The sequence below is a fragment of the Billgrantia zhangzhouensis genome, assembly GCF_021404465.1.
GTDB lineage: Bacteria > Pseudomonadota > Gammaproteobacteria > Pseudomonadales > Halomonadaceae > Halomonas > Halomonas zhangzhouensis.
In genome coordinates this window covers 22,702-44,331 of the sequence record NZ_JABFTT010000015.1, presented here as the reverse complement: position 1 = coordinate 44,331, position 21,630 = coordinate 22,702, and the positions used below count along the sequence as shown (strand labels likewise).

Genomic DNA, 21,630 nt, shown 5'->3' with positions numbered 1-21,630 from the left:
CGCGAGACACCGGATCTGGCCTGCGCCTTGATCGCAGTGACCTGCGTGTGCAGGACAACACGGCACTGGCCACCGCGCGAACGCCGCGCACTAGCGAGACGTAACCGGCTATTCGTCGCCGACCGTCAACCACAAGGCTACCCGCCAGCGAGCTCTCGGCGCCTTCACGGCATTACCGACAGCTCACTAGGCGAGCCAATACGTTGTATTAGACCGTTGGCTCGGCTCGCAACATCAGTCCCGACGTATCCGACCTCAGCGCTTGCCACTGAGCTTCGATCACGTCGGCCGGCCCCGGTCGCGAATAGAGATAGCCCTGTACCAGCCTGCAACCGGCCTGCTGCAGGAAGTCGAGCTGGCCGTGGGTTTCCACTCCCTCGGCAACGACGTCGAGACCCAGGCCCCGTGCCATCGCCAGCACGGCGCTGACGATGGCGGCATCGGCGGGGTCGTCAGGCAACGAACGGATGAAGGTGCGGTCGAGCTTGAGCTTGTCCAGCGGCAGATTCTTCAGATAGCTGAGCGACGAGTAGCCCATACCGAAGTCGTCGATGGCGATACAGTGCCCCTTGGCCCGCAGCGCCTCCAGGCGCGGCACGACATCCCCGGCGCGCTCGTCGAGCAGCACCGACTCCGTCAGCTCCAGGCCCAGTTGAGAAGGCTCGATGCCATGCCGGGCCAGACCGGCCGAAAGAGAGGTCTCGAGCTCGCCCTGGAACATCTGGATCGCCGAGATATTGATCCAGAGCGGCAGTTGGGGAAGGCCCATCTCATGCCAGCGCGCCATCTGCGCCAAAGCCTCATCGATCACCCAATTGCCCAACGGCCCCATCAGGCCATGCCGCTCGGCCAGCGGGATGAAGTCAGCGGGCGACACCATGCCATGCTCCGGATGCCGCCAGCGCAGCAGCGCCTCCATGCCCACCACGGCTCCATCCATGATGCGATGCTGGGTCTGGTAGTGCAGCTCCAACTGCTCGCCGTTGGCCAGGGCATCGCGCAGGCCGTAGACCAATGTCATGTGTGGCGAGTTCTGCATGTCCAGCGCAGGGCGGAAACGCTGGGTGACGTTACGTCCATGGCGCTTGGCGGAGTAGAGCGCCGACTCCAGGCGCTGGAACAGCACTCCGGACTCCTTGCCATCCTCGGGCGCGCGGCAGCTGCCGATGGAGAGCCCCAGACGCAAGGTCTTGCTGCCCAGTTCGAAGGGTTCGCCCAGGTGCTGGCGCAGCCCGGCGATCCACTTGTCGTGATCGTCGAAGGTAGTGGTGCGAATGACGAGGAACTCATCGCCACCCAAACGGCCCACGACACCACCGGCCACATGCCGGGCCAGGCGCTGGCCGAAACGGGCCAGCAGCCGGTCGCCCTGTTCCACCCCCAGGCTGTCGTTGACCGACTTGAAGCCATCGATATCGACGATCGCCATGTCGAGACTCTCGCCGGCCCGCAGGTGGCGCAGACGTGAGGTCATCAGATCGTGTAGACGGCGGCGGTTGGGTAGCCCGGTGAGCGGATCCTCAAAGCCGATGCGCCGCAGGTCCTGCTCACGCGCCTTGTGCACCGAGATATCGGTGAAGGTCCCAACGTAGTGGCTAATATGACCACGTGCATCGTGGATCGCCTTGACCCGCAGCCACTCCGGAAACTCATCGCCCTGCTTACGCCGATTCCAGATCTCGCCCTCCCAGCGCCCCTTGCTGTGCAGGGTTTGCCAGAAGCGCTTGAAGAAAGCCGAATCGTGTCGTGCGGCGGCCAGATTGGCCGCGTTGAGACCACGCACTTCCTCCTCGGTATAGCCGGTGATACGGGTGAAGGCCGGATTGACGGAGAGAATGCGGTTCTCGGCATCGGTGATCTGCACCCCTTCCTCGGAGAGCATCAGCACTTGCTGCATCAGATCGGCATGCTGGCGATCGCGCTTGATCTGGCGCCAGGCTGAGCCCAGCCCTAATGCGACCAAGGCGACAGCAACCGTTCGCAAGCCATGACCGGGCAGCCAGATACAGGCCGGTAGCGCCACCACGGCAGCCCAGATCAAGGAGCGATTCAATGCAAAGGATGGCCGCATGAGTGGTCCCGACGTAACGGTGATGTAAGTTGAGTTGCGCCCATGCTATTGCATCGACCCTATCCATAGAGTATCGACACATGGCGCTGACACTTTAATCTTTGGCGTCGGTTGCGTCATGCCCGGCGTGCAATCATGGGCCTCGGCCAGTAGACTAGGCAGGGCCGCCCGGGCGGGTTGGCTCTTTGTGCCATGCTGCCTCCGCACCGCACGCGGAAGGGCCCACTACAATTGCGACTCGGAACGACTCAGTGACCAAGCAACACTCCTTCGAACGCGAAGAACTGCTGGCATGCAGCCGCGGCGAGCTCTTCGGCCCCGGCAACGCCCAGTTGCCGGCCCCCAACATGCTGATGCTCGATCGCATCAGGCACATTCATGAGCAGGGAGGCCAGTTCAATAAGGGCGAACTGATCGCCGAACTGGATATCAAACCCGACCTGTGGTTCTTCGACTGTCACTTTCCCGGCGATCCGGTCATGCCCGGCTGCCTGGGGCTCGATGCCATGTGGCAATTGGTGGGTTTCTATCTAGGCTGGCTTGGTCACCCTGGTCGTGGGCGTGCGCTGGGCTGTGGCGAGGTGAAGTTCACCGGCCAGATCCTGCCCGAGGCCGACAAGGTCACCTATCACATTCATGTCAAGCGCATCATTACCCGGCGCCTGATCCTCGGCATCGCCGATGGCACCGTATCGGTGGATGGCCGCGAAATCTATCAGGCTCACGACCTGCGGGTCGGCCTGTTCACCTCTACCGCGAATTTCTGAAACAGGAGGCTTCCATGCGACGAGTGGTAGTCACCGGTCTGGGCATCGTATCTTGCCTGGGCAACGACCCTAAGACGGTCGTCGACGCGCTCAGGAATGGGCGCTCGGGCATTCGCTTCAAGGAGGAGTACGCTGAACGAGGCTTTCGCAGCCAGGTCGCCGGGGTCGTCGACATCGACCTCGACACGCTGGTCGACCGCAAGCTGCGCCGCTTCATGGGCGATGCTGCGGCCTACGCCTATGTGAGCATGGCCCAGGCCATCGAGGACTCGGGCCTCAGCCTCGAGCAGGTTTCCAGCGAACGTACCGGCCTGATCGCCGGCTCCGGCGGCGCCTCCAGCGCCAACCAGGTCGAGGCCGCCGACGCGATGCGCGAGAAGGGCCTACGCCGGGTCGGCCCCTACCGGGTCACCCGCACCATGGGCAGCACCGTCTCGGCCTGTCTGGCCACGCCGTTCAAGATCAAGGGGGTCAACTACTCGATCTCCTCGGCCTGTGCCACTTCGGCCCACTGCATCGGTAACGCCATGGAACAGATCCAGATGGGCAAGCAGGACGTCGTCTTTGCTGGCGGCGGCGAGGAAGAGCACTGGACCCTATCGTGCCTGTTCGATGCCATGGGCGCCTTGACGACCCAGTACAACGACACTCCCGCCAAGGCCTCGCGCCCCTATGACAAGGCCCGGGACGGCTTCGTCATCTCCGGTGGCGGCGGCATGCTGGTGCTCGAGGAACTTGAGCACGCCAAGGCACGCGGCGCCAAGATTTATGCCGAGCTGGTCGGCTACGGCGCCACCTCCGATGGTCACGACATGGTCGCACCCTCCGGAGAGGGGGCAGTGCGCTGCATGCGCCAGGCCATGGCCGGCATCGATGGCAAGATCGATTACATCAACACTCATGGCACCTCGACTCCGGTGGGCGACGTTGCCGAACTCAAGGCCATCCGCGAGGTCTTCGGCGACTCCACCCCACCGATGAGTTCGACCAAGTCGCTGACCGGCCACTCGCTGGGCGCCACCGGCGTGCAGGAAACCATCTATTCGCTGTTGATGATGGAGCACGGCTTCATCACCGCCTCGGCCAACGTCGAGGAGCTCGACGACCAGGCAGCGGGCTTCGATATCGTCACCCAGCGGCGCGACGATGTCACGCTGGATCGCGTGCTTTCCAACAGCTTCGGTTTCGGTGGTACCAACGCCTGCCTGGTGCTACAGCGCTATCGCGACTAGTCACAGACGAAGACGCAGATGTAGCCACGTCAGAACGCAGAAGGCGCCCCTCGGCACCTTCTGCATTTCGATCTCTGCTCGTCTGCTCGTCAGCTGTTGCTATGGCTGGGAAGCTACCGTCACTGCGGGCTTGGCTGCTTCCGGACGCGGAACCTCGGAAATTTCAGCCAGACGCGCCTCGATCCAGGCTTCAACCTCGACCAGCACCTCCTCCGGCGTGCGCCCCTCGGTCTCGATAGGCTCACCGACCACCACGTTGAGCAGCCCCGGATTCTTCACCCAGTAGCGGCCTGGCCAGCGCTCACCGGCGTTGTGCGCCACCGGCAATACCGGCACCCCGGCGCGACAGGCGATGACGGCACCGCTCTTGTTGTAGCGCCGCCGTTGCCCCGGGTCAACCCGAGTGCCCTCGGGAAAGATCAATACCGTCAACCCCTCCTGCAGGCGTGCCACGCCCTGAGTCAGCACTTGCTTCATGGCCCGCGCAGGTTTCGAGCGATCCAGCCCGATGGGGTGCAGCAACCTGAGCCCCCAGCCGAATACCGGAATGCGCAGCAGTTCCTGCTTGAGTACCGTACATACCGGCGGCTTGAGAATCTGCAGGTATAGGGTTTCCCATTCGCACTGATGGTTGGCCAGGATCACGCAGGGGCCCTGCGGTAAATGCTCCTTGCCATTGACTCGGTAGGTCACCCCGCAGGTCCAACGGAACCAGGCGGTGATGAAATGGTTGTAAAGATTGAGCAAGCGATAACGCGCCGGCAGGGCCAGGAATGGCGCAACAGGCAGAAACAGCACGCCGCAAACGAGAATGGCGAAGAAGTAGCCGAGATAAAACAGCACGCTGCGCAATACGTTCATGCAGGAGAGCGGCCCCCTTCATCTCTCATGGTGGGTCGGCGCGCCTGGCACCATTCGTCGAGCAGACGTCCCACTTCCAGTCGCCAGGGCTTCTGATGCACCCCGAAGGCCTCCAGCACACGCCGGCAGTTGAGCACGCGACGCAGCGGTTGGTCGTGATGATGCTTGAGCGCCTTCACTTCGCCCAGCGCCACATGCATCCCCAGTCCCTCCAGACGCGTCGAGAGCTGAGTACGCACCATGGACGTGAAGGTGTAGGCGCTGACCGGCTCTGTTCCCGCCAGGTGATAAGCGCCCCAAGCGTTGGAGCCGCAGTCGAGCTGGTGCAACATGCCAACCAGCGCCATGGCCACGGCATCTGCCGAAGTGGGGCAGAAGATTACGTCCTGCGCCGCCCGCACTTCATCCCCTGCCACCAGGCTGTCGATCAAGCCGTTGAGCCAGGCATGCCCGCCTTCTAGCGCAAACAGCGGCCCCAGCCGCGCGATCAAGTGCCGCGGATGGCTGCTGCGGATGCGATCGCCAATGGCGATCAGCCGCCTGAGGCTCTCGTCGCGTGGCGCCGGGATCACATGCTCATCGATGGGCGTCTCGAAGCCATCCTGGTAGAGCTGATCGGAAACACACCAGACCAGTGGCGTATCGGTCTCACGGCAGGCTTCCAGACAGGCGTCGACCCCCTCGCCGTGGGCCATCACGGCGGCGGGCTCGATCTCCATCGGCGCTGACAATGGCGGCACGATCACCGCCGTCGGTGCCAGCTCGCGCAGTTTGGCCGCATCGATGTTCAGGCCGGGCTCTATGACGAGCTCGGTATCGCTACGCCGATGCACCAGCCTGGCCAGCGCCAGATTGAGGCAATGGCCGGCATCCAGTATCAACAGCTTCACGCTAACGCCTCCGGCGGCTTCGATCGGATGAGATCAGAACGGGATCTCGTCGTCGAAATCGTCGAAGCTGCCTGGATCGGGTGCGCCATAGTTGTTTTGCTTCTGGCCGCCCTGCTGGGGCTGACCTCCCGGTGCCGGACGCTGCTGCGGCTGGCCACCGCCATAGCCGCCCTGCTGGGGCGCGTTACCGTAGCCGCCACCACCCTGCGGCGGTGCGCCATAACCGCCCTGCTGCGGCGCGGGAGCGCCTTGAGGCGCACCATAGCCACCGCCCTGCTGCTGCGGCATGCCCGCGCCGGGCTGGCCACCGAAATCGCCGCTGCGCGAATCGAGCATTTGCATATCGTTGCAGACGATCTCGGTGGTATAGCGATCCTGTCCGTCCTGCCCCTGCCACTTGCGTGTCTGCAAGCGCCCCTCGAGATAGACCCGCGAGCCCTTCTTCAGGTACTGCTGGGCAATCTCGGCCAGGCGGTTGAACAGCACCACCGAGTGCCATTCGGTACGCTCCTGACGCTGACCGCTTTGCTTGTCGGTCCAAGTGTCGGTGGTAGCAACGCGCAGGTTGGCAACGGGACTGCCGGAAGGCATGAAGCGGACCTCGGGGTCCTGCCCCAGGTTGCCGATGAGAATGACCTTGTTGACGCCACGGGCCATGCTGGACTCCCTCTATAGTGAACAGGTGCATTGTAATGGTTCGGCCTTGCGGGCCGATGCCTGACAAGCAGGCTAACCGCCGTGGCGGTTCGAGCGGATCAGACGCGCTAGGGCATCCTCATCGAGGCGGCGCCGATCCACCTTAAGATACGCGACTCGCTCCTCCGGCACGACCAGAACGTCCTCGACCCCGGCCACTTCGGCAAAGCTCGCCATCAACGTATCGAGCGTATCCCCCTGGTGCTCGTCGTCCAAGGCCACGACCTCGCTCGACAAATGCGGCGGGGCCGGCATGCCCAGCATCAACAACCACCAGAGCGCGGCCAACACGGCACTGCCGACGAAGACCGCCGACAGCCCCCACTGCTGAGCCAGAAAGCCCCCCAGCACGCCACCCAGGAAGGCGCCGAGAAACTGGCTGGTCGAATAGACGCCCATCGCCGTGCCTTTGGCCCCGGCCGGTGCCAGCTTGCTGAGCATCGACGGCAGCATGGCCTCGAGCAGGTTGAAGGCAGTGAAGAACAGCAGCAGCCAGGCGAACAGTGCCCAGCCGCTGCCGAAGCCGGCCAACCCGGCCAGGCTGGCGGTAATCGCAGCGATCGCCGCCAGGCTCATGCCCTTCATGCGTTGGCGTTTCTCGGCCACCACTACCAGCGGCACCATGGCGACGAATGCCAGCGCCATGACGGCGAGATAGGTCACGCCATGGCGCTCCGCAGCGATGCCCGCCTCCACCAGGCGAAACGGCACGGCCACGAAGATCGCCATCAGCACCAGGTGCAGGGTGAAGATCGACAGGTCCAGGCGCCACAGGTCGGCGCGGGCGAGAATCGCGCCCAGTTGGCGCCGGTCGAGACCGACGTCGCGATGGCGCAGACGGCGCGGCGCTGGCGGCACCAGCTTCCACAGCACTGCCAAGCCCAGCGCGGCGAGCAGGGCGGTGAACCAGAACACCGCGGCGAGTCCGAATGCCGCCGCCAGCCACGGCCCCAGCACCATGGCGACGGCAAACGCCACGCCGATGGAGAGACCGATGGTCGCCATGGCGGCGGTGCGCACCTGCTCACGGGTCTGGTCGGCGAGCAGTGCCATGATCGCCGCCGCCACGGCTCCGCTACCCTGCAGGCAGCGCCCCAGGATCACTCCGCCGATAGTATCCGCGGAGGCCGCCACCACGCTGCCCAGCATGAACAACAGCAGTCCGCCGGCAATTACCGGCTTGCGTCCGAGGCGGTCGGAAAGCAGACCGAAGGGGATCTGCAGGATCGCCTGGGTAAGACCGTAGACACCCAGCGCCAGCCCCACCAGCAGCGGCGTGGCGCCGGCCAGTTCGTCGGCGTACAGTGCCAGCACCGGCAACACCATGAACAGCCCCAGCATGCGCGTGGCATACAGGCCGGCCAGGCCGGTAATGGCGCGCCGTTCGGAGGCTAGCAGCAGTCCAGAGAGCTTGCGCATAGGGGATTAGAGGATTCCATGATGGTCGGGCCGGAGCCCTTTTTGATGAACCGACTATTCTAACGATTCCGGCCCCCACAGGAAACGTCTCGACCAGCGACGCTTTGGCGCGCAGTCGACCGCGGACGTATAATCGAGGTTTTGCCGAGCGCCATGAGGTGTGAATGGACAGGATCGTGGTCAGGGGTGCGCGCACCCACAACCTCAAGCAGATCGACGTCGAGCTGCCCCGCGACAGCCTGATCGTGGTCACCGGGCTTTCGGGCTCGGGCAAGTCGTCGCTGGCCTTCGACACCCTCTACGCCGAGGGCCAGCGCCGCTACGTGGAGTCGCTCTCCACCTACGCCCGACAGTTCCTGTCGATGATGGAGAAGCCCGACGTCGACCATATCGAGGGGCTATCTCCGGCGATCTCCATCGAACAGAAGTCCACCTCCCACAACCCGCGCTCCACGGTGGGCACCATCACCGAGATCTACGACTACCTGCGCCTGCTATTCGCCCGTGCCGGCACGCCGCGTTGCCCCGAACACGGCGAGGAGCTCGAAGCCAGCACCATCTCGCAGATGGTCGACCAGGTACTGGCGCTCCCCGAAGGCAGCAAACTGATGCTGCTGGCGCCGGTGGTCAAGGGCCGCAAGGGCGAGCACCTGCAGCTGCTGGCCGAGCTGCGCGCCCAGGGCTTCGTGCGAGTGATGGTCGATGGTCAGGCGCTGGAGCTCGACGATATCGCCCCGCTGGACAAGAACAAGAAACACGATATCAGCGTGGTGATCGATCGCATCAAGGTGCGTGAAGGGCTGGCCCAGCGTCTGGCCGAGTCGTTCGAGACGGCACTCAACCTGGCCGACGGCATTGCCGTGGTGCATTTCATGGACGGCGAGGCCGAGGACATCACCTTCTCGGCACGCTTCGCCTGCCCGGTATGCGGCTACGCCATTGCCGAGCTCGAACCGCGTATGTTCTCGTTCAACAATCCTGCAGGCGCCTGCCCCACCTGCGACGGACTTGGCGTGCAGCAGGTCTTCGATCCCGACAAGTTGATCAGCCATCCGGAGCTATCCCTGGCCGAGGGCGTGATCAAGGGCTGGGACCGGCGCAGCGTCTACTACTTCAGCCAGCTTCAGGCAGTGGCCGACCACTACCGCTTCACCCTGGAGACACCGTGGCAGGAGCTGGCTCGCCATGAAAAGGACATCGTTCTCTTCGGCAGCGGCGATGACGAGATAAGCTTCTCCTACGTCAACGATCGGGGCCGGCGAGTCACTCGCGAGCACCCCTTCGAAGGCGTGCTGCCCAACATGCAGCGTCGCTATCGCGAAACCGAGTCGAGCATGGTGCGCGAGGAGCTGGCCCGCTACATTGCCGACCGCCCCTGCCCCACCTGCCACGGCTCGCGCCTGCGCAAGGAGGCACGCCACGTCTTCGTCGACGACCACACGCTGCCGCAGATCGTGCAGCTGCCGATCGGCGAGGCCTGGGACTACTTCCAGCGCCTGACCCTGCCCGGGCGTAAGGGCGAGATCGCCCAGAAGGTGATCAACGAAATCCATGCTCGCCTGGAATTCCTGGTCAACGTCGGACTCGACTACCTCAACCTCGAGCGCAGCGCCGAGACCCTTTCGGGCGGCGAGGCCCAGCGCATCCGCCTGGCCAGCCAGATCGGTGCCGGCCTGGTAGGCGTCATGTACATCCTCGACGAACCCTCCATCGGCCTGCATCAGCGCGACAATGATCGCCTGCTCAAGACCCTGATTCACCTGCGCGACCTGGGCAACACCGTGATCGTGGTGGAGCACGACGAGGACGCCATTCGCGCCGCGGATCATGTACTCGATATCGGCCCCGGTGCCGGCGTGCACGGCGGCAGGATCGTCGCCCAGGGCACTCCGGAGCAGGTCATGGCCAGCCACGACTCGCTGACGGGGCAGTATCTCTCTGGCAAGCGTCGCATCGAGGTGCCCAAATGGAGAATTCCCGGCAACCCTGAGAAACGGCTCGTACTCACGGGGGCACAGGGCAACAACCTACACGACGTCACCCTGACCCTGCCGCTGGGATTGTTCATCTGCGTCACCGGAGTCTCCGGCTCGGGCAAGTCGACGCTGATCAACTCGACGCTGATGCCCATCGCCGCACGCGAACTCAATCACGCCACCACCCTGTCACCGGCCCCTTACGGCACCATTGAGGGGCTCGACCAGCTCGACAAGGTAATCGACATCGACCAAAGCCCCATCGGTCGCACGCCACGCTCCAACCCGGCCACCTACACCGGCATCTTCACACCCATACGTGAGCTCTTCGCCGGCACCCAGGAGGCACGCTCACGCGGATACAAGCCGGGGCGCTTCTCGTTCAACGTCAAGGGCGGACGCTGCGAGGCATGTCAGGGCGAAGGCATGATCAAAGTCGAGATGCACTTTCTGCCCGACATCTACGTGCCCTGCGACGTGTGCAAGGGCAAGCGCTACAACCGCGAGACATTGGAGATCGAGTACAAGGGCAAGAGCATCGACGAGGTGCTCGAGATGACCGTGGAAGAGGCGCTGGAATTCTTCAGCCCGGTGCCGGCCATCGCCCGGCGCCTGCAGACCCTGCTCGACGTGGGGCTCTCTTACATCCGCCTGGGCCAGAGCGCCACCACGCTCTCCGGTGGTGAGGCCCAGCGGGTCAAGCTGGCTCGCGAGCTGGCCAAGCGCGACACCGGCAAGACCCTCTACATCCTCGACGAACCCACCACCGGGCTGCACTTCGAGGACATCCGCCAGCTTCTCGCCGTGCTGCATCGCCTACGCGATCATGGCAACACCATCGTGGTCATCGAGCATAACCTGGACGTGATCAAGACCGCCGACTGGATCGTCGACCTCGGCCCCGAGGGCGGCTCCGGCGGCGGGCGCATCATCGCCGAGGGCACCCCGGAGCAGGTCGCCGCGATGGAAGTCTCCCACACCGGGCGCTTCCTCAAGCCATTGCTGGAGCGAGCCAGAAGCCAGCAGGCCGAGCTGGCGACATCCAAGTAGGTCGAAAGCGCAATAAAAAACCCGACTTCGTGAGAAGCCGGGTTTTTCGTATCTACCGCTACAGCATTGCCGGGCCAGGCCCGCTGCCGGGGATCACTCCTCGGCGGCGGCTTCCTCGACCTCCTCGGCGACCGGACGGTCGACGAGTTCGACGAAGGCCATGGGGGCGTTGTCGCCGGTGCGGAAGCCGCACTTGAGGATACGGACGTAACCGCCCGGACGCTCGGCGTAACGCGGACCCAGCTCATTGAAGAGCTTGCCGACCGCTTCCTTCGAGCGGGTGCGGCTGAAGGCCAGACGACGGTTGGCGACGCTGTCCTGCTTGGCCAGGGTGATCAGCGGCTCGATGACGCGACGCAGCTCCTTGGCCTTGGGCAGGGTTGTCTTGATCACTTCGTGCTCGATCAGCGACACGCTCATGTTCTTGAACATGGCCTGGCGATGCGAGCTGGTACGATTGAGGTGACGACCACTCTTACGATGACGCATGGTTGTGATTCCTTACCAAACTGGGACTCGAGTCGACGCTCACGCGGAGGCCTTGTCGTCCTTCAGGCTCGCCGGCGGCCAGTTCTCCAGCCGCATGCCAAGGGAAAGACCACGAGCAGCCAACACGTCCTTGATTTCGTTCAAAGACTTCTTGCCGAGATTCGGCGTCTTCAGCAGCTCCACCTCGGTGCGCTGGATCAGATCGCCGATGTAGTAGATATTCTCGGCCTTCAGGCAGTTGGCACTGCGGACGGTCAACTCGAGATCGTCTACGGGACGCAGCAGGATCGGATCGATGTGATCCTCTTCCTCCTCGACCTCCTGTTCCTTGTCGGCTTCCAGGTCGACGAACGCTGCCAGCTGCTCCTGCAGGATGGTGGCGCTGCGACGGATCGCCTCTTCGGGATCCAGGGTGCCGTCGGTTTCCAGATCGATGATCAGCTTGTCGAGATCGGTACGCTGCTCGACACGCGCGGCATCGACGGCATACGAGACACGACGCACGGGGCTGAAGGTGGCATCCAGCTGCAGGCGGCCGATGGCACGCGACTCATCGTCAGCGCCCACGCGGGTATCCGCCGGCTCGTAGCCGCGACCACGCGCGACCTTGAGCTGCATCTTGAGCTCAGCGCCTTCGTTGACGTGAGCAATGACGTGGTCGGGATTGACGATCTCGACGTCATGGTCGAGCACGATATCGCCCGCGGTCACCACGGCCGGGCCCTGCTTGTTCAGCGAGAGCACCGCCTCGTCGCGACTGTGCATGCGGATGGCCACGTCCTTGAGGTTCAGGAGAATCTCGATGACGTCTTCCTGAACACCCTCGATCGCGCTGTACTCATGCTCGACACCCGAGATCTCGACTTCCACCACGGCACAGCCGGGCATGGACGAGAGCAGAATGCGACGCAGCGCATTGCCCAGGGTATGGCCAAAGCCACGCTCGAACGGCTCGAGCACGATCTTCGCGTGGTGCGCGCTGATCTCTTCGACCTTGATATCGCGCGGACGGAGAAACTCTGTCACTGAACGCTGCATAACTACACCTTTGAGGCTGCCTAACGGTTACTCGGTACTCGGCGCCGGCCCCGAAGGACCGGCACGACGCGATCAGCGGCGCTTACTTCGAGTACAGCTCGACGATCAGGTTTTCGTTGATGTCAGCCGACAGGTCGCCGCGTTCCGGGATAGCCTTGAAGGTGCCTTCCATCTTCTTGGCGTCCACCTCGATCCAGGCAACATCGCCACGGTTGGCAGCGATGGAAAGCGCACTCTGAATGCGCGCCTGGTTCTTTGCCTTCTCACGAACGGAAACCACGTCGCCGGGCTTGACCTGGTAGGAAGCCACGTTGACGGTACGGCCGTTGACCGCAATCGCCTTGTGGCTCACCAGTTGGCGCGCCTCGGAACGGGTGGAACCGAAGCCCATGCGATAGACGACGTTGTCCAGTCGGGATTCGAGCAGCTGCAGCAGGACTTCGCCGGTGGCGCCGGAGCGACGGGCGGCCTCCTTGTAGTAGCTGCGGAACTGCTTTTCGAGCACGCCGTAGATACGACGCACTTTCTGCTTCTCGCGAAGCTGCAAGCCGTAGTCGGAAAGACGCTGACGGCGCTGGCCGTGCACACCCGGGATCTGCTCGGATTTGCACTTCTTCTCGAAGGGAGTCACACCGCTCTTGAGGAAGAGGTCGGTGCCTTCACGACGAGACAGTTTGCACTTCGGTCCAATATAACGAGCCATGAATCTGTCTCCTTAAACGCGGCGTTTCTTCGGCGGACGGCAGCCATTGTGGGGAATGGGCGTCGCGTCAGTGATGCTCTGCACGCGGAAGCCGGCGGCGCTCAGCGCGCGCACGGCGGATTCACGACCAGGACCGGGGCCCTTGACCAGCACGTCGACGTTTTTCACACCATACTCGGCTGCAGCAGTCGCTGCACGTTCGCTTGCCACTTGAGCAGCGAACGGGGTGCTCTTGCGAGAACCACGAAAACCCGAACCACCGGCAGTTGCCCAGGAAAGGGCATTGCCCTGGCGGTCTGTGATCGTCACGATCGTGTTGTTAAAAGAGGCGTGGATGTGCGCAACGGCGTCCACTACCTGCTTTTTAACCTTTTTACGGTTGCTGCGCGGGTTAGCCATGTTGATGTCAATTCCTGTCTTTACGCCAGAACGTGCGTGTTACTTGCGGATCGGCTTACGCGGGCCCTTACGGGTACGCGCGTTAGTCTTGGTACGCTGACCACGCAGCGGAAGACTACGACGATGACGCAGACCACGATAGCAACCCAGGTCCATGAGACGCTTGATGTTGAGCGTCACATCACGACGAAGGTCACCTTCCACGGTGTACTTGCCGACCTCGGCACGCAGGGCATCTACCTCCTCAGAGGAGAGCTCCTGAACCTTGGTGGTCGGCGCGATGCCGGTAGCGGCACAGATTTCCTGCGCGCGCGTGCGGCCAATCCCGAAGATATAGGTCAGCGAGATCGCCGCATGCTTGTTGTCCGGGATATTGACGCCTGCAATACGGGCCATCAGCTTTCTCCGAAATTTGAGCGGCTTGCTCGATTAGTCACTACAAAAGGCGCAACAGCATACCCCTTTACCCACCTTAGGGCAAGGGGTATGCCGGCACCACTTTTCCACAGGCGCCAGGATCAACCCTGGCGCTGCTTGTGCCGCGGCTCGATGCAGATGACGCGAACCGCGCCATTGCGACGAATGATCTTGCAGTTGCGGCACATCTTCTTGACGGAAGCTCGAACTTTCATCGTTCCTTACTCCAAAATCGGCACGCGGCGCGCCAGAGCACTGACGGCGCGGCTCAGCGCATGATGCCGCCGCTGCCATAGCCTTTCAGGTTGGACTTCTTCATCACCGACTCGTACTGGTGCGACATGAGGTGCGACTGCACCTGAGCCATGAAGTCCATGATGACCACCACCACGATCAGAAGCGAGGTACCGCCGAAGAAGAACGGCACGTTCCACGCCACGATCAGGAACTGGGGCATCAGGGAAACCGCGGTGATGTAAAGGGCACCGAACAAGGTCAGACGTGTCATGACCTTGTCGACATAGCGAGCGGTCTGCTCACCAGGGCGAATACCCGGCAGGAAAGCCCCCGACTTCTTGAGGTTGTCGGCGACATCCTTGGGATTGAAGACCAGCGCTGTGTAAAAGAAGCAGAAGAATACCACCGCCGCCGCGAAAAGCAAGATGTACAACGGCTGTCCTGGCCCCAGGGCCTGGGAAGCACGCTGCAGCCACTCCATGCCGTCGCCGGCGCCGACCCATTGGCCGATGGAGGCAGGAAACAGCAGGATGCTGGAAGCGAAGATCGGCGGAATCACACCCGCCATGTTCACCTTCAGCGGCAGATAACTGCTCTGCCCGGCATACATCTTGTTGCCCACCTGGCGCCGCGGGTAGTTCACCGTGATGCGGCGCTGACCGCGCTCGATGAACACCACGAAGGCTACGGTCGCCACGCCCAGCACGGAGAGGGCCAGCAGCGGCAGTACGTTCCACGCACCTTCGTTGCGGGCCAGCTCGAATGCCTGGCCTACCGCACCCGGCAGGCCGGCGACGATACCGGCGAAGATCAGCAGCGAGATGCCGTTGCCGATACCCTTCTCGGTGATCTGCTCGCCCAGCCACATCAGGAACACTGCACCCGACACGAAGGTGACGATGGCAGTGAAGTAGAAGCTGAAGTCAGCGGTGTAGGCGATGCCCTGGCTGGCCAGGCCCACCGACATGCCGGTAGCCTGGACGAAGGCCAGCAGCACGGTACCGTAGCGGGTGTACTGGCTGATCTTGCGACGGCCAGCCTCGCCCTCCTTCTTCAGCTGCTCGAGGTGGGGCGAGACTGCGGTCAGCAGTTGCATGATGATCGACGCCGAGATGTAGGGCATGATGCCCAGGGCGAAGATACTCATGCGTTCCAGCGCACCACCCGAGAACATGTTGAACAGTCCCAGGATGGTGCCCTGCTGCTCCCTGAACAAGGCAGCAAGCTGGTCAGGATTGATACCGGGAACGGGGATATGGGCACCGATGCGGTACACCACGATGGCGAGGAGCACGAAGCGCAGACGCGCCCACAGTTCACTCAGACCGCTGCCCATCGCCGGCATGTTTCCTGACTTGGCCATTTAGTCCTCTACCTTGCCGCCGGCGGCTTCGATCGCGGCACGGGCACCCTTGGTGACCTTGAGACCGCGGACGGTAACCGCCTTGTTGACGTCGCCGGAAAGAATGATCTTCGCGTGCTGGGTGGCATCCTTGAGCACGTTGGCCTGCTTCAAGGTTTCCAGGGTGACTTCGTCACCGCTCACCTTGGCCAGCTCGCTCAGGCGCACCTCTTCGGAGACCAGCGACTTCATGGAGGTGAAGCCGAACTTGGGCAGACGCCGCTGCAACGGCATCTGACCGCCCTCGAAACCAGGCTTCACGGTGCCGCCGCTACGCGACTTCTGGCCCTTGTGGCCACGGCCGCCGGTCTTGCCCAGACCGGAGCCGATGCCACGGCCGACGCGCTTCTCGGCGTGCTTGGAGCCCGGTGCCGGGCTCAGCGTGTTGAGTTTCATGGATTACTCTCCCTCTACCCGCACAAGGTAGTTGACCTTGTGGATCATGCCGCGCACGGCAGGGGTGTCTTCCAGCTCGACCGTATGACCGATGCGGCGCAGGCCCAGGCCCTTCATGGTGGCCTTGTGCTTGGGCAGCGTGCCGATGGTGCTACGGATCTGGGTAACCTTGAGTGTGGCTGCCATGGTATTTACCCCGTGATCGCTTCGACAGACAGACCGCGCTTGGCGGCGATGTCTTCCGGCGACTGCATGGACGCGAGACCCTTGACGGTCGCGCGCACCACGTTGACCGGATTGGTGGAGCCGTAGCACTTGGCCAGGACGTCATGGACGCCAGCCAGCTCGAGCACGGAGCGCATGGCGCCGCCGGCGATGATCCCGGTACCTTCGGAAGCCGGCTGCATGTACACCTTGGAGGCGCCGTGACGGGCCTTCACCGGGTACTGCAGGGTATGGCCCTTGAGGCTCACCTTGACCATGTTGCGGCGCGCCTGGTCCATCGCCTTCTGGATCGCGACCGGCACTTCACGCGCCTTGCCACGACCGAAGCCGACACGACCATTGCCGTCGCCGACGACGGTCAGAGCAGTGAAGCCGAAAATACGGCCACCCTTGACCACCTTGGCGACACGGTTGACCTGCACGAGTTTTTCCTGCAGATCGCCGGTGTTCTGTTCGTTCTTCGCCATCGTAAAACCCTTTAGAATTCCAGGCCGCCTTCACGTGCGGCGTCGGCCAGGGCCTTCACGCGACCGTGATACTTGTAACCGGCACGATCGAAGGCCACCTGGGTGATGCCAGCCTGCTTGGCGCGTTCGGCAATCAGCGCACCGACCTTGGCGGCGGCGTCGGAGTTACCGGTCGCTCCCTCGCGCAGGTCCTTGTCCAGCGTGGAAGCGCTGGCCAGCACCTTGCCACCATCCGGCGAGATGATCTGCGCGTAGATGTGGCGCGGGGTACGGTTGACGCACAGGCGATACACGCCCAGCTCGCGCATCTTGGCGCGAGCGCGGCGGGCACGACGGAGACGAGATTCTTTCTTCGCGTTCATAACCCTGCCTTACTTCTTCTTGGCTTCTTTACGACGCACTTGCTCGTCGGCGTACCGCACACCCTTGCCCTTATAGGGCTCAGGCGGACGGAAGGCACGAACCTCGGCGGCGACCTGGCCCAGCTTCTGCTTGTCCGCGCTCTTCAGCACGATGACGGTGTTCTTCGGCGTTTCCGCAGAGACACCCTCAGGCAGGGAATACTCGACCGGGTGGGAGAAGCCCAGTGACAGATTCAGCGTCTGGCCACTTGCCTGGGCACGATAGCCGACGCCAACGATTTCGAGGGTCTTGGTAAAGCCCTCGGAGACGCCGGTGACCAGGTTCTGAACCAGAGCACGAGTGGTGCCGACCATGGCCCAGGACTTGGCGCTCTCGCTTGGATTGAAGGTCAGCTGACCCTCTTCCTGAGCGATGGCCACGTCCGGATGAACGGTCATGGACAGCGTGCCCTGGCCGCCCTTGACGGTCAGCTGGTCGCCGTCGAGCTTGACGTCGACGCCGGCGGGCACTTTAACCGGATATTTGGCTACGCGGGACATTCCAGACTCCTAGAATACGGTGCAGATGACTTCGCCACCGACGCCCGCCTGGCGAGCGGCACGGTCGGTCATCACGCCCTTGGAGGTGGTGACGATCGCCACACCCATGCCGTCCGCCACCTTGGGCAATGCATCCTTGCCCTTGTACTGGCGCAGGGACGGCTTGGATACCCGCTGCAGGTGCTCGATGACCGGCTTGCCCTCGAAGTACTTGAGGGTCACGGTCAGTTCGGGCTTGGTACCTTCAGCGACCGCGAAGTCGTTGATATAGCCCTCTTCCTTCAATACGCGGGCCACCTGGACCTTGAGCTTGGAGGACGGCATGGTGACCGTCTCCTTGGTGGCCATTTGCGCATTGCGGATACGGGTGAACATATCCGCCAGAGTATCTTGCATGCTCATTTACATTGCGCTCCTGATGATTCCGTGGCGGCTTACCAGCTGGACTTCTTCAGCCCAGGGACTTCGCCACGCATAGCGGCTTCACGCAGCTTGTTACGGGCAAGCCCGAACTTGTTGTAGTAGCCGTGCGGACGGCCGGTGATACGGCAGCGATTACGCTGACGCACCGGGCTGGAGTCACGCGGCAACTGCTGCAGTTTCAGCGTCGCTTCGAAGCGCTCTTCATCGGAAGCGTTCACGTTCTGGATGATCGCCTTGAGCTCGGCGCGCTTGGCCGCATACTTCTCGACCAGCTTGGTGCGCTTGAGCTCGCGTTCAATCATGCTCTTCTTTGCCATGATCCCACCCTTATTTCTTGAACGGGAAGTTCAGCGCGCTCAGCAGCGCACGACCTTCCTCGTCGGTGTTGGCAGTAGTGGTGATGGTGACATCCAGCCCACGAATCCGATCGATTTTATCATATTCGATCTCGGGGAAGATGATCTGCTCACGCACACCCATGGAGTAGTTGCCGCGACCGTCGAAGGACTTCGGGTTGAGACCACGGAAGTCACGCACGCGGGGAATCGCGATGTTGACCAGGCGATCGAGGAATTCCCACATGCGCTCGGAGCGCAGGGTCACCTTGATGCCGATCGGCCAACCTTCGCGCACCTTGAAGCCCGCGATGGACTTGCGCGCCTTGGTCACCAGCGGCTTCTGACCGGAGAGCTTCTCCAGGTCGCTGATGGCATTTTCGATCAGCTTCTTGTCGCTGGTCGCGTCACCGATGCCCATGTTGAGGGTCACCTTGGTGATCCGCGGCACCTGCATCACGTTGGCGTAGCTGAACTGCTCTTTGAGCTGAGCCACCACCTCGTTCTGATAACGTTCTTTCAAGTTCGCCATTTTGCTACCCGACTCGCGTTAGGCGTCGATCTGCGTCTGCGTCGACTTGTAGATACGTACCTTGGTACCGTCTTCCTTAACCTGGAAGCCGACGCGATCCGCCTTACCGGTCTCCGAGTTGAAGATCGCCACGTTGGACGCGTGAATCGGAGCCTCGCGCTCGACGATACCGCCCTGATTGCCCGCCATAGGGTTGGGCTTGGTGTGACGCTTGATCATGTTCACACCGGACACGACGAAGCGTTCGTCCTTGAGGACGCGCTTGACGGTGCCGCGCTTGCCCTTGTCCTTGCCGGCGATGACGATCACTTCATCGTCACGTTTGATCTTTTGCATATCCGCCTCGCTCCTTACAGCACTTCGGGCGCCAGGGAAATGATCTTCATGAACTTCTCGGTACGAAGCTCACGGGTCACCGGTCCGAAGATACGGGTACCGATCGGCTGTTCGTTGGTGTTGTTCAACAGAACCGCCGCATTTCCATCGAAGCGGATCAGCGAACCGTCGGAACGACGGACACCGCTGCGGGTGCGAACCACTACCGCCTTGAGGACCTGGCCTTTCTTGACCTTGCCACGCGGAATGGCTTCCTTCACCGTGACCTTGATGATGTCACCGACACGCGCGTAGCGACGGTGTGAGCCGCCAAGCACCTTGATGCACTGCACCCGGCGCGCTCCGCTGTTGTCGGCGACATCCAGCATTGTCTGAGTCTGAATCATCGGTTTTCTCCAAACCTAATCTGACTGCTCTCGCCGAGCTCAGCCCTTGGCCTGCTCGATCACCTCGACCAGCGTCCAGGCCTTCTTCTTGGACAGCGGACGGCATTCCTGGATGGATACCGTGTCGCCGGCCTTGGCCTGGTTCGCCTCGTCATGGGCGTGCAGCTTGGTGGAGCGCTTGACGTACTTGCCGTAGATCGGGTGCCGCTCGCGGCGCTCGATCATGACGACGATGGACTTGTCCATCTTGTCGCTCACCACCTTGCCGGTGAGCGTACGGGCTTTCTTTTCTTCGGCCATCTCAGTCACCTGCCTTCTCGTTGAGCACAGTCTTCACCCGGGCGATGTCCCGACGAACCTGCTTGAGCAGATGAGTCTGGCTGAGCTGACCGGTGGCCTTCTGCATGCGCAGGTTGAACTGCTCGCGGAGGAGTTCGAAGAGCTGCTCCTGGAGCTGCTCGACTGACTTTTCACGAATTTCCTGGGCTTTCATCACATCACCGTCCGTTTCACAAAGGTGGTGGACACGGGCATCTTCTGCGCGGCCAGGGAGAAGGCCTCACGGGCCAGCTCTTCGGACACGCCTTCGATTTCATACAGGACCCGGCCCGGCTGGATCTGTGCGACCCAGTACTCGACGGAGCCCTTACCCTTACCCATACGGACTTCGAGTGGCTTCTTGGAAATCGGCTTGTCGGGGAAGACGCGGATCCAGATCTTGCCGCCACGCTTGACGTGACGGGTGATCGCACGGCGGCCGGCTTCGATCTGACGCGCCGTGATGCGGCCGCGACCGGTAGCTTTCAGGCCGTATTCCCCGAAGCTGATCTTGCTTCCGCGATGCGCCAGGCCACGGTTGCGGCCTTTTTGCATCTTGCGGAATTTCATGCGCTTGGGCTGTAACATCGACTCGCTCTCCCCTTACCTGGAACCTTTCTTCTTGGAGGGCGCGGCCTGCGGCTGTTGCTTGGCCTTGGCGCGGACCTCTTCGATGCCCCCGAGGATTTCACCCTTGAAGACCCATACCTTGACACCAATGATGCCGTAGGTGGTCTTGGCCTCGTAGGTGGCGTAGTCGATGTCCGCACGCAGAGTGTGCAGCGGCACGCGACCTTCCCGGTACCATTCGGTGCGGGCAATTTCCGCGCCGCCGAGGCGACCGGAGAGCTGCACCTTGATGCCGCCGGCGCCCAGGCGCATGGCGTTCTGTACCGCGCGCTTCATGGCGCGACGGAACATGACACGACGCTCGAGCTGGCCGGCGATGTTCTGCGCGACGAGCTTGGCATCGAGTTCCGGCTTGCGCACTTCCTCGATGTTGACGTGCACGGGCACGCCCATCATCGCGGTGACATCACGGCGCAGCTTGTCGACGTCCTCGCCCTTCTTGCCGATCACGATGCCCGGACGAGCAGTGTGAATGGTGATGCGGGCGTTGTTCGCCGGACGCTCGATAGTGATCTTGCTCACGGAGGCGTTCTTCAGACGCTCTTCGAGGAAGCGACGCACTTCGAGATCGTTGTTCAGCTTGTCGGCGTAAGCACCGCGCTCGGCATACCACACCGAGGAGTGGTCCTTGACGATACCCAGCCGAATACCTGTCGGATTGACTTTCTGACCCATCTGGTCGACTCCTACTTCTCGGCTACCTTGACGGTGATGTGGCAGGTGCGCTTCAGGATGCGATCCGCACGGCCCTTAGCGCGCGGACGGATGCGCTTGAGCGTCATGCCCTCATCGACGCAGATGGTCGAGACACGCAGCTCGTCGATATCCATGCCGTTGTTTTCTTCCGCATTCGCGATGGCGGACTGCAGCACTTTCTTGACCAGCTTGGCAGCCTTCTTCGGTGAGAAGGTCAGCAGGTCGAGCGCCTCGGCGACAGGCTTACCGCGCACCTGGTCAGCCACCAAACGGGCCTTCTGGGCGGATAAACGAGCGCCACGCAGCTTAGCTGTGACTTCCATCTCTCAATCCTCTC

At 62.6% G+C, this 21,630-nt stretch carries 30 protein-coding genes; 3 read left to right on the top strand and 27 right to left on the bottom strand.

Annotated features, from left to right (window positions below; all coding sequences use genetic code 11):
• Positions 1 to 208 precede the first annotated feature (208 nt).
• Positions 209 to 2,071 (bottom strand): putative bifunctional diguanylate cyclase/phosphodiesterase, encoded by a 1,863-nt coding sequence (locus tag HOP51_RS17875; RefSeq protein ID WP_234275244.1) that lies wholly within the window; start codon positions 2,069 to 2,071, stop codon positions 209 to 211.
• Between the two features lie 251 nt (positions 2,072 to 2,322).
• Here HOP51_RS17875 and fabA point away from each other — a divergent pair, with 251 nt between their 5' ends.
• Positions 2,323 to 2,838, top strand: coding sequence for a 3-hydroxyacyl-[acyl-carrier-protein] dehydratase FabA (gene fabA, locus HOP51_RS17870; protein ID WP_159554777.1), 516 nt, complete (start codon positions 2,323 to 2,325; stop codon positions 2,836 to 2,838).
• A gap of 14 nt (positions 2,839 to 2,852) precedes the next feature.
• Entirely contained in the window at positions 2,853 to 4,070 is a 1,218-nt protein-coding gene (gene fabB / locus HOP51_RS17865; RefSeq protein WP_234275243.1) for a beta-ketoacyl-ACP synthase I, read from the top strand.
• 99 nt (positions 4,071 to 4,169) lie between these two features.
• On the opposite strand, the gene HOP51_RS17860 is transcribed toward fabB, so the two are convergent.
• From HOP51_RS17860 to HOP51_RS17845, 4 genes are all read right to left on the bottom strand, one after another.
• Positions 4,170 to 4,931, bottom strand: coding sequence for a lysophospholipid acyltransferase family protein (locus HOP51_RS17860; RefSeq protein WP_234275242.1), 762 nt, complete (start codon positions 4,929 to 4,931; stop codon positions 4,170 to 4,172).
• Entirely contained in the window at positions 4,928 to 5,821 is an 894-nt protein-coding gene (locus HOP51_RS17855; protein ID WP_234275241.1) for a sugar nucleotide-binding protein, read from the bottom strand. The genes HOP51_RS17860 and HOP51_RS17855 overlap by 4 nt, the downstream gene beginning before the upstream one ends.
• 33 nt (positions 5,822 to 5,854) lie before the next feature.
• A complete protein-coding gene (locus tag HOP51_RS17850) occupies positions 5,855 to 6,478 on the bottom strand; it encodes a single-stranded DNA-binding protein (protein ID WP_234275240.1) in 624 nt (207 codons plus the stop codon).
• Positions 6,479 to 6,550: 72 nt separating this feature from the next.
• Positions 6,551 to 7,936, bottom strand: a complete 1,386-nt coding sequence (locus HOP51_RS17845; protein WP_234275239.1) for an MFS transporter — start codon at positions 7,934 to 7,936, stop codon at positions 6,551 to 6,553.
• A gap of 164 nt (positions 7,937 to 8,100) precedes the next feature.
• Here HOP51_RS17845 and uvrA point away from each other — a divergent pair, with 164 nt between their 5' ends.
• Positions 8,101 to 10,962, top strand: coding sequence for an excinuclease ABC subunit UvrA (uvrA, locus tag HOP51_RS17840; protein WP_234275238.1), 2,862 nt, complete (start codon positions 8,101 to 8,103; stop codon positions 10,960 to 10,962).
• Positions 10,963 to 11,055: 93 nt separating this feature from the next.
• Here uvrA and rplQ read toward each other — a convergent pair whose 3' ends face one another.
• The 22 genes from rplQ to rplV form a co-directional block, all read right to left on the bottom strand.
• Positions 11,056 to 11,451: a 50S ribosomal protein L17 gene (gene rplQ / locus HOP51_RS17835; RefSeq protein ID WP_159554791.1), complete on the bottom strand. Its 396-nt coding sequence runs from the start codon at positions 11,449 to 11,451 to the stop codon at positions 11,056 to 11,058.
• Between the two features lie 39 nt (positions 11,452 to 11,490).
• A complete protein-coding gene (locus tag HOP51_RS17830; RefSeq protein ID WP_234275237.1) occupies positions 11,491 to 12,489 on the bottom strand; it encodes a DNA-directed RNA polymerase subunit alpha in 999 nt (332 codons plus the stop codon).
• An 82-nt stretch (positions 12,490 to 12,571) separates the two neighbouring features.
• Entirely contained in the window at positions 12,572 to 13,192 is a 621-nt protein-coding gene (gene rpsD, locus HOP51_RS17825; protein WP_010626489.1) for a 30S ribosomal protein S4, read from the bottom strand.
• Positions 13,193 to 13,204: 12 nt separating this feature from the next.
• Positions 13,205 to 13,591: a 30S ribosomal protein S11 gene (gene rpsK, locus HOP51_RS17820; RefSeq protein ID WP_010626488.1), complete on the bottom strand. Its 387-nt coding sequence runs from the start codon at positions 13,589 to 13,591 to the stop codon at positions 13,205 to 13,207.
• 39 nt (positions 13,592 to 13,630) lie between these two features.
• Positions 13,631 to 13,987, bottom strand: a complete 357-nt coding sequence (gene rpsM, locus HOP51_RS17815; protein ID WP_159554795.1) for a 30S ribosomal protein S13 — start codon at positions 13,985 to 13,987, stop codon at positions 13,631 to 13,633.
• Positions 13,988 to 14,109: 122 nt separating this feature from the next.
• Positions 14,110 to 14,223: a 50S ribosomal protein L36 gene (gene rpmJ, locus HOP51_RS17810; RefSeq protein WP_009099023.1), complete on the bottom strand. Its 114-nt coding sequence runs from the start codon at positions 14,221 to 14,223 to the stop codon at positions 14,110 to 14,112.
• Positions 14,224 to 14,276: 53 nt separating this feature from the next.
• The gene (secY, locus tag HOP51_RS17805; RefSeq protein ID WP_159554797.1) at positions 14,277 to 15,608 is read right to left on the bottom strand and encodes a preprotein translocase subunit SecY; all 1,332 of its coding nucleotides are present in this window, start codon (positions 15,606 to 15,608) and stop codon (positions 14,277 to 14,279) included.
• On the bottom strand, positions 15,609 to 16,043 hold the full coding sequence (gene rplO, locus HOP51_RS17800) for a 50S ribosomal protein L15 (protein WP_159554799.1): 435 nt from the start codon (positions 16,041 to 16,043) through the stop codon (positions 15,609 to 15,611).
• 3 nt (positions 16,044 to 16,046) lie between these two features.
• Positions 16,047 to 16,229, bottom strand: a complete 183-nt coding sequence (rpmD, locus tag HOP51_RS17795; RefSeq protein ID WP_010626484.1) for a 50S ribosomal protein L30 — start codon at positions 16,227 to 16,229, stop codon at positions 16,047 to 16,049.
• A 5-nt stretch (positions 16,230 to 16,234) separates the two neighbouring features.
• Positions 16,235 to 16,735 carry a 30S ribosomal protein S5 gene (gene rpsE / locus HOP51_RS17790; RefSeq protein WP_010626483.1) on the bottom strand — a complete coding sequence of 167 codons (501 nt, stop codon included), beginning with the start codon at positions 16,733 to 16,735 and terminating at the stop codon, positions 16,235 to 16,237.
• 11 nt (positions 16,736 to 16,746) lie between these two features.
• Complete coding sequence (rplR, locus tag HOP51_RS17785) at positions 16,747 to 17,097, bottom strand: 50S ribosomal protein L18 (protein WP_111413347.1); 351 nt, start codon at positions 17,095 to 17,097, stop codon at positions 16,747 to 16,749.
• Between the two features lie 9 nt (positions 17,098 to 17,106).
• The gene (rplF, locus tag HOP51_RS17780) at positions 17,107 to 17,637 is read right to left on the bottom strand and encodes a 50S ribosomal protein L6 (protein ID WP_111413346.1); all 531 of its coding nucleotides are present in this window, start codon (positions 17,635 to 17,637) and stop codon (positions 17,107 to 17,109) included.
• Positions 17,638 to 17,646: 9 nt separating this feature from the next.
• Positions 17,647 to 18,039 (bottom strand): 30S ribosomal protein S8, encoded by a 393-nt coding sequence (gene rpsH / locus HOP51_RS17775; protein ID WP_159554801.1) that lies wholly within the window; start codon positions 18,037 to 18,039, stop codon positions 17,647 to 17,649.
• Positions 18,040 to 18,071: 32 nt separating this feature from the next.
• Positions 18,072 to 18,377: a 30S ribosomal protein S14 gene (gene rpsN, locus HOP51_RS17770; protein WP_159554803.1), complete on the bottom strand. Its 306-nt coding sequence runs from the start codon at positions 18,375 to 18,377 to the stop codon at positions 18,072 to 18,074.
• Between the two features lie 10 nt (positions 18,378 to 18,387).
• Positions 18,388 to 18,927 (bottom strand): 50S ribosomal protein L5, encoded by a 540-nt coding sequence (rplE, locus tag HOP51_RS17765; RefSeq protein WP_159554805.1) that lies wholly within the window; start codon positions 18,925 to 18,927, stop codon positions 18,388 to 18,390.
• 18 nt (positions 18,928 to 18,945) lie between these two features.
• Complete coding sequence (gene rplX / locus HOP51_RS17760) at positions 18,946 to 19,263, bottom strand: 50S ribosomal protein L24 (protein ID WP_086507996.1); 318 nt, start codon at positions 19,261 to 19,263, stop codon at positions 18,946 to 18,948.
• A gap of 14 nt (positions 19,264 to 19,277) precedes the next feature.
• Complete coding sequence (rplN, locus tag HOP51_RS17755) at positions 19,278 to 19,649, bottom strand: 50S ribosomal protein L14 (RefSeq protein WP_010626476.1); 372 nt, start codon at positions 19,647 to 19,649, stop codon at positions 19,278 to 19,280.
• A 39-nt stretch (positions 19,650 to 19,688) separates the two neighbouring features.
• Positions 19,689 to 19,949, bottom strand: a complete 261-nt coding sequence (gene rpsQ, locus HOP51_RS17750) for a 30S ribosomal protein S17 (protein ID WP_159555891.1) — start codon at positions 19,947 to 19,949, stop codon at positions 19,689 to 19,691.
• A gap of 1 nt (position 19,950) precedes the next feature.
• The gene (gene rpmC, locus HOP51_RS17745) at positions 19,951 to 20,142 is read right to left on the bottom strand and encodes a 50S ribosomal protein L29 (protein WP_010626474.1); all 192 of its coding nucleotides are present in this window, start codon (positions 20,140 to 20,142) and stop codon (positions 19,951 to 19,953) included.
• A complete protein-coding gene (gene rplP, locus HOP51_RS17740; RefSeq protein ID WP_111413341.1) occupies positions 20,142 to 20,555 on the bottom strand; it encodes a 50S ribosomal protein L16 in 414 nt (137 codons plus the stop codon). The genes rpmC and rplP overlap by 1 nt, the downstream gene beginning before the upstream one ends.
• 15 nt (positions 20,556 to 20,570) lie before the next feature.
• Complete coding sequence (gene rpsC, locus HOP51_RS17735) at positions 20,571 to 21,272, bottom strand: 30S ribosomal protein S3 (RefSeq protein WP_111413340.1); 702 nt, start codon at positions 21,270 to 21,272, stop codon at positions 20,571 to 20,573.
• A gap of 11 nt (positions 21,273 to 21,283) precedes the next feature.
• Positions 21,284 to 21,616, bottom strand: coding sequence for a 50S ribosomal protein L22 (rplV, locus tag HOP51_RS17730; protein ID WP_097790618.1), 333 nt, complete (start codon positions 21,614 to 21,616; stop codon positions 21,284 to 21,286).
• Positions 21,617 to 21,630 lie beyond the last annotated feature (14 nt).

What these genes read in the sequence shown, in the direction of transcription:
- rpsE (WP_010626483.1), bottom strand. Translation starts at nt 16,735, where the DNA reads ATGGCGAAGAACGAACAGAACACCGGCGATCTGCAGGAAAAACTCGTG.
- rplE (WP_159554805.1), bottom strand. Translation starts at nt 18,927, where the DNA reads ATGGCGAACTTGAAAGAACGTTATCAGAACGAGGTGGTGGCTCAGCTC.
- rplF (WP_111413346.1), bottom strand. Translation starts at nt 17,637, where the DNA reads ATGTCCCGCGTAGCCAAATATCCGGTTAAAGTGCCCGCCGGCGTCGAC.
- rpmC (WP_010626474.1), bottom strand. Translation starts at nt 20,142, where the DNA reads ATGAAAGCCCAGGAAATTCGTGAAAAGTCAGTCGAGCAGCTCCAGGAG.
- rpsQ (WP_159555891.1), bottom strand. Translation starts at nt 19,949, where the DNA reads ATGGCCGAAGAAAAGAAAGCCCGTACGCTCACCGGCAAGGTGGTGAGC.
- rpsH (WP_159554801.1), bottom strand. Translation starts at nt 18,039, where the DNA reads ATGAGCATGCAAGATACTCTGGCGGATATGTTCACCCGTATCCGCAAT.
- HOP51_RS17875 (WP_234275244.1), bottom strand. Translation starts at nt 2,071, where the DNA reads ATGCGGCCATCCTTTGCATTGAATCGCTCCTTGATCTGGGCTGCCGTG.
- rpsC (WP_111413340.1), bottom strand. Translation starts at nt 21,272, where the DNA reads ATGGGTCAGAAAGTCAATCCGACAGGTATTCGGCTGGGTATCGTCAAG.
- uvrA (WP_234275238.1), top strand. Translation starts at nt 8,101, where the DNA reads ATGGACAGGATCGTGGTCAGGGGTGCGCGCACCCACAACCTCAAGCAG.
- rpmJ (WP_009099023.1), bottom strand. Translation starts at nt 14,223, where the DNA reads ATGAAAGTTCGAGCTTCCGTCAAGAAGATGTGCCGCAACTGCAAGATC.
- rpsN (WP_159554803.1), bottom strand. Translation starts at nt 18,377, where the DNA reads ATGGCAAAGAAGAGCATGATTGAACGCGAGCTCAAGCGCACCAAGCTG.
- rplV (WP_097790618.1), bottom strand. Translation starts at nt 21,616, where the DNA reads ATGGAAGTCACAGCTAAGCTGCGTGGCGCTCGTTTATCCGCCCAGAAG.
- rpmD (WP_010626484.1), bottom strand. Translation starts at nt 16,229, where the DNA reads ATGGCAGCCACACTCAAGGTTACCCAGATCCGTAGCACCATCGGCACG.
- rplX (WP_086507996.1), bottom strand. Translation starts at nt 19,263, where the DNA reads ATGCAAAAGATCAAACGTGACGATGAAGTGATCGTCATCGCCGGCAAG.
- rpsM (WP_159554795.1), bottom strand. Translation starts at nt 13,987, where the DNA reads ATGGCCCGTATTGCAGGCGTCAATATCCCGGACAACAAGCATGCGGCG.
- secY (WP_159554797.1), bottom strand. Translation starts at nt 15,608, where the DNA reads ATGGCCAAGTCAGGAAACATGCCGGCGATGGGCAGCGGTCTGAGTGAA.
- rplN (WP_010626476.1), bottom strand. Translation starts at nt 19,649, where the DNA reads ATGATTCAGACTCAGACAATGCTGGATGTCGCCGACAACAGCGGAGCG.
- HOP51_RS17830 (WP_234275237.1), bottom strand. Translation starts at nt 12,489, where the DNA reads ATGCAGCGTTCAGTGACAGAGTTTCTCCGTCCGCGCGATATCAAGGTC.
- rplP (WP_111413341.1), bottom strand. Translation starts at nt 20,555, where the DNA reads ATGTTACAGCCCAAGCGCATGAAATTCCGCAAGATGCAAAAAGGCCGC.
- rplR (WP_111413347.1), bottom strand. Translation starts at nt 17,097, where the DNA reads ATGAACGCGAAGAAAGAATCTCGTCTCCGTCGTGCCCGCCGCGCTCGC.
- fabB (WP_234275243.1), top strand. Translation starts at nt 2,853, where the DNA reads ATGCGACGAGTGGTAGTCACCGGTCTGGGCATCGTATCTTGCCTGGGC.
- rpsD (WP_010626489.1), bottom strand. Translation starts at nt 13,192, where the DNA reads ATGGCTCGTTATATTGGACCGAAGTGCAAACTGTCTCGTCGTGAAGGC.
- HOP51_RS17860 (WP_234275242.1), bottom strand. Translation starts at nt 4,931, where the DNA reads ATGAACGTATTGCGCAGCGTGCTGTTTTATCTCGGCTACTTCTTCGCC.
- rplQ (WP_159554791.1), bottom strand. Translation starts at nt 11,451, where the DNA reads ATGCGTCATCGTAAGAGTGGTCGTCACCTCAATCGTACCAGCTCGCAT.
- HOP51_RS17845 (WP_234275239.1), bottom strand. Translation starts at nt 7,936, where the DNA reads ATGCGCAAGCTCTCTGGACTGCTGCTAGCCTCCGAACGGCGCGCCATT.
- rpsK (WP_010626488.1), bottom strand. Translation starts at nt 13,591, where the DNA reads ATGGCTAACCCGCGCAGCAACCGTAAAAAGGTTAAAAAGCAGGTAGTG.
- rplO (WP_159554799.1), bottom strand. Translation starts at nt 16,043, where the DNA reads ATGAAACTCAACACGCTGAGCCCGGCACCGGGCTCCAAGCACGCCGAG.
- HOP51_RS17850 (WP_234275240.1), bottom strand. Translation starts at nt 6,478, where the DNA reads ATGGCCCGTGGCGTCAACAAGGTCATTCTCATCGGCAACCTGGGGCAG.